This is a genomic window from Shewanella sp. (assembly GCF_051658185.1).
Taxonomy (GTDB): domain Bacteria; phylum Pseudomonadota; class Gammaproteobacteria; order Enterobacterales; family Shewanellaceae; genus Shewanella.
Genome location: NZ_JBOFMC010000196.1, coordinates 1 through 4,688, shown reverse-complemented (window position 1 = coordinate 4,688; position 4,688 = coordinate 1). Strand labels below are relative to the sequence as shown.

The 4,688-nt window shown below is 49.6% G+C and carries 5 protein-coding genes; 4 read left to right on the top strand and 1 reads right to left on the bottom strand.

The genetic code is table 11. From position 1 onward, the window contains the following. The 4 genes from ftsY to rpoH form a co-directional block, all read left to right on the top strand. Window positions 1-936: signal recognition particle-docking protein FtsY (gene ftsY, locus ACRCZA_RS07855; RefSeq protein WP_438673899.1), on the top strand; the 936-nt coding region annotated here is incomplete at its 5' end. Window positions 937-939: 3 nt separating this feature from the next. Next, window positions 940-1,653: a cell division ATP-binding protein FtsE gene (ftsE, locus tag ACRCZA_RS07850; protein ID WP_438673898.1), complete on the top strand. Its 714-nt coding sequence runs from the start codon at window positions 940-942 to the stop codon at window positions 1,651-1,653. Next, a complete protein-coding gene (ftsX, locus tag ACRCZA_RS07845) occupies window positions 1,650-2,615 on the top strand; it encodes a permease-like cell division protein FtsX (RefSeq protein ID WP_438673897.1) in 966 nt (321 codons plus the stop codon). Before ftsE ends, ftsX begins: the two co-directional genes overlap by 4 nt. Window positions 2,616-2,858: 243 nt before the next feature. Then, the gene (gene rpoH, locus ACRCZA_RS07840; protein WP_438673896.1) at window positions 2,859-3,716 is read left to right on the top strand and encodes an RNA polymerase sigma factor RpoH; all 858 of its coding nucleotides are present in this window, start codon (window positions 2,859-2,861) and stop codon (window positions 3,714-3,716) included. A 312-nt stretch (window positions 3,717-4,028) separates the two neighbouring features. Here rpoH and ACRCZA_RS07835 read toward each other — a convergent pair. Beyond that, on the bottom strand, window positions 4,029-4,688 hold a 660-nt coding region (locus ACRCZA_RS07835; RefSeq protein WP_438673895.1), incomplete at its 5' end, for an AMP-binding enzyme.

Genomic DNA, 4,688 nt, shown 5'->3' with positions numbered 1-4,688 from the left:
GTTAAAGAGGGGTTATTTGCCCGTCTTAAACGCGGTTTGATGCGTACCAGTGAAAATATCGGCAGTGGCTTTATCGGTTTATTTCGTGGCAAAAAAATCGATGACGATCTGTTTGAAGAACTTGAAGAGCAATTGTTGATTGCTGATGTAGGCGTTGAAACTACCACTAAATTAATCAATAAGTTGACCGAGCATGCATCGCGTAAACAATTAAAAGACGCCGAAGCCTTGTACGAATTATTACGGGATGAAATGCAAAAGACCCTCGATCCCGTGGCGATTCCTCTGGTGCCTGAAAATGCCACAGGTCCGTTTGTGATCTTGATGGTGGGTGTCAATGGCGTCGGTAAAACGACCACCATCGGCAAACTGGCCAAACAATATCAGCGCCAAGGCAAGTCAGTCATGCTGGCGGCCGGTGATACCTTTCGCGCCGCCGCCGTTGAGCAGCTGCAGGTATGGGGCCAGCGCAACGACATTACCGTGGTAGCGCAGCACACGGGAGCCGACAGTGCCTCGGTGCTGTTTGATGCCCTGCAAGCCGCGAAGGCGCGTAAGATCGATGTGTTGATCGCCGATACCGCTGGGCGTTTACAAAATAAATCCCATTTGATGGAAGAATTAAAGAAAGTGGTGCGGGTGATGAAAAAACTCGATCCTGCCACGCCCCATGAAGTGATGCTAACGCTGGATGCGAGCACAGGTCAAAACGCGATTAGCCAAGCACAGCTCTTCCAAGAGGCGGTGGGGGTGACGGGGATCACCATCAGCAAGTTAGATGGAACTGCCAAAGGTGGGGTAGTGTTTGCCATTGCCGATAAATTTAATATCCCGATCCGCTATATTGGTGTCGGCGAGCAAATTGATGATTTGCGTGCGTTTAATGCGAAAGAATTTATCGATGCCTTGTTTACTCAAGAAAAAGCGGATAGCTAATTTATGATTGATTTTCAGCAGGTCAGTAAGATTTATCCTGGCGGCCAAATGGCGCTGGAAGATGTGAATTTTCATCTACAACAAGGTGAAATGGCATTTTTAACCGGCCATTCGGGCGCGGGTAAAAGTACGCTGCTGAAATTGATCACTGTCATTGAGCGGGCAACCACCGGGCGTGTGGCAATTAACGGTCATGATATCGCCAAGATCAGCCCTAAACATGTGCCTTATTTACGGCGCAATATTGGTATGATCTTTCAAAGTCATCATTTACTGATGGATCGCAGCGTGTTTGATAACGTCGCGCTGCCCTTAGTGATCGAAGGTTTTTCCCATGGTGAGATCCGTAAACGGGTCGCAGGAGCGCTTGATATGGTGGGGTTATATGGCAAAGAGCGCCACAACCCCATCATGCTCTCTGGTGGCGAGCAGCAACGGGTAGGTATTGCCCGCGCGATTGTTAATAAACCGCCGCTGTTACTCGCGGATGAGCCTACCGGCAACCTCGATCCTAAATTGTCGATGGATATTCTGCGTCTGTTTGAAACCTTTAATGATGCAGGTACTAGCGTGTTGATCGCGACCCATGATCTTGGTTTAATCGCGCGGATGAAATATCGCACGTTTACGCTAAAACAAGGCCGTATGGTAGGGGCGCAGGAGTTGCACCAAGGCATACACACTAAGATGGCGACACCAAGGAGGGAAGGCCTATGAGTGACAACGCTAAGCTGACGCGCAGTAAATTGCCCATCTCGGGGCGCATCGTGATGTTTTTTATTCGCCATGCCCAGCAAGCCATGGCGAGTATGGGAGAATTATGGCGCAACCCAGTGTCATCGGTGATGACCATGGCGGTGCTCGGGGTCAGTTTAAGTCTGCCCGCCGCCTTGCAGGTGTTAGTTAAAAATGCCGAAACTATTACTAGCTCGTGGAATAGTGCCGCGGAGATTTCATTATTTATTGATGAAAATCGTAGCGAGCAAACCATCCAAAGTCTGTTAACACGCATTCGCACTTATCCCGAGGTGGATAATGTGCAGTATATCGATCGCAATCAGGCTCTGGAGGAGTTTCAGCGGCTTTCGGGTTTTGGCGAGGCGTTGACTTACCTCGATAAAAATCCGCTGCCGGCAGTTGTCACTGTCACGCCCATGGCGAGATACTCTACGCCCATAGGTGCCAGAGAATTGTTGGCTAAGCTAGAGCGCGAGCCCGAAATTAGTTTTGGGCGATTAGATATTGAGTGGCTTGAGCGCTTGCAAGCGGTGGTGCGCTTACTCGAGCGCACAGTGATGGCCATCGCGGCGCTATTGGTGCTGGCGGTGGTGTTAGTCATCGGCAATACTATTCGGCTGGCGATCATGAATCGCCGTTCTGAAATTGAGGTGATGAAATTGGTCGGTGCCACCGAGTCGTTTATCCAGCGGCCGTTCCTCTACACTGGGATTTGGTATGGTGTGATTGGCGGCATATTGGCATGGGGCATCATTAACTTATTGGTGTGGTATCTCGACTCCGCCCTTGCCCAGCTGCTCGGTTTGTACGGCAGCCAACTGCAAATGAAATCGCTCACGATTATGGAATTATTCCAATTAGTTGGCTTGGCCTCTTTTCTCGGTTGGCTCGGTTCATACCTCTCAGTGCGACAACATTTACGGGCAATTGAGCCCTCTTAGACAGTGATAACTGGCATCCATCGCCTAAACTTAATCAGGATGGATCCCGATATCGATGAACTTTTGTTCACTTGCAATGTCTATTGAGCGGGATTAAAACTATCCCTCACGACGGGCTAAGGTTGACATACTCTGTCAATTAGCCGATAGTTCGTCAGCTTATTCTTGGGGCAGTTGAGTGAGCACCCAAGAGTCAAATTGACTTATATTTGATAAGTATTAGCAAGTAAAGTAGGAGCGCGAATGACCTTTCAAACGCAATCAATGGCACTGACGGTCCCTCAGGGCAGCAGTAGTTTAGAGGCTTATATTCATTCTGTGACCAGCATTAGCATGTTGGATGCAGAGGCTGAGTATGAATTAGCCAAGCGTTTGCAGGAAACCGGTGATCTGCAAGCGGCCAAGCAACTGATTATGTCGCACTTACGTTTTGTGGTGCACGTGGCTAAGGGCTACTCAGGTTATGGCTTACCACAAGCCGATTTAATCCAAGAAGGTAATATTGGATTGATGAAGGCCGTTAAGCGTTTCGATCCCGATGTCGGCGTACGCCTCGTCTCCTTTGCGGTACACTGGATCAAAGCTGAAATTCATGAATATGTGCTGAAAAACTGGCGCATTGTTAAAGTGGCTACCACTAAAGCTCAACGCAAACTGTTCTTTAATATCCGTAAAGCCAAAACCCGCTTAGGGTGGTTTAGCGATGAAGAAGTGACGATGGTGGCTGAAAATCTTGGCGTATCTAAGGCGGATGTGACCGAGATGGAATCGCGGATGGCGGCGCAGGATCCGGCATTTGATTTGGCTAGCGATAACGATGATGAGCAGGATTTTGCCCCAGTGCATTATCTTGAAGATCATTCCTCTGATCTCGCGGAAAACATCGAAAACGCCAATTGGGAATCCAATGCCCAAGGGCGCTTATTGTCAGCCATCAAAACCTTAGATGAGCGTAGCCAGCATATTCTGCGTGCCCGCTGGCTGGATGATGATAAAACCACCCTGCAGGAACTGGCTGAAACCTATCAAGTGTCGGCGGAGCGTATTCGTCAACTTGAAAAAAATGCCATGAATAAGCTCAAAGCCTGCATGGAAGCCTAATCGTTACCCCGAGCCCATCGCCCAGCGTTGGGCGGTAAAAAAAACCTGCTGCGGCAGGTTTTTTTGTGGCGCATTGTGATGGTGGGGGATTGTTATGGCACATTGTTATGGCGCATTGCTATGGCACATTGTCATGATGCACTGTTATGGGGTTCATTATCGGGGCGCGATACACCAGCCAAGAGCGTTTGGGGCAAAGGTGTGAGCGCTGCGTTCTCGCCTGCTGCTCACTAAAATTATCATTTTATTCATATTGTTAGCGCTGATAACGTCAACCTTAGGCCGCGAGCTTGAGCGCGTCACATCAGAAGCTTAGCTCGTTAGCTGAGTCTTATCCTTGATATTCGATCTGCTACAGTCACCCTTTGCCTCGCCAGTCTGCTTGAGTTGCTTGATTAGCTTGGCGCGATTGACCTTTAACCCGGTTTGCGCGGTATCTTCTGGCCATGCGTAATAGCGACGAGGGCGTTTAAAGCGGGCGATTTTGTCAGCGAGAAATGGCTCCAGTTCGGCGGCGATTGTGGACAGTTGTTGGGTGAGTTGGCCGCGCACGATGGCGGCAGGCAAATGGCCAAAGGTGGTGTCGGGCTCGGGAAAGACAATCGCATCATCAATCAGTGGATGTTGTTTCAGTGCCGCTTCAATTTCCTCGGGCTGAATGTTTTCGCCGCCGCTGATAAACATATTATCAACGCGACCGAGGATCCTAAGGTTGCCATTGGCATCCCACTCACCTCGATCCTTGGTATAAAACCAGCCAGCGGCATCAAGCGGGCGCTCAATCCCTTCGGGGCTAAGATAGCCCAAAAACAAACACTTGCCGCGAACCCAAATCACCCCATCGACAATGTTAAGCTCGCGATTTGGTAACAATTTACCGCTGCTCCCATCGCTTAACGCTGGGCCGGTGGTGATCTGTGAGCCCATTTCGGTCATGCCGTAGCTGGTAAAACTGGCAATGCGGCGTTGCTT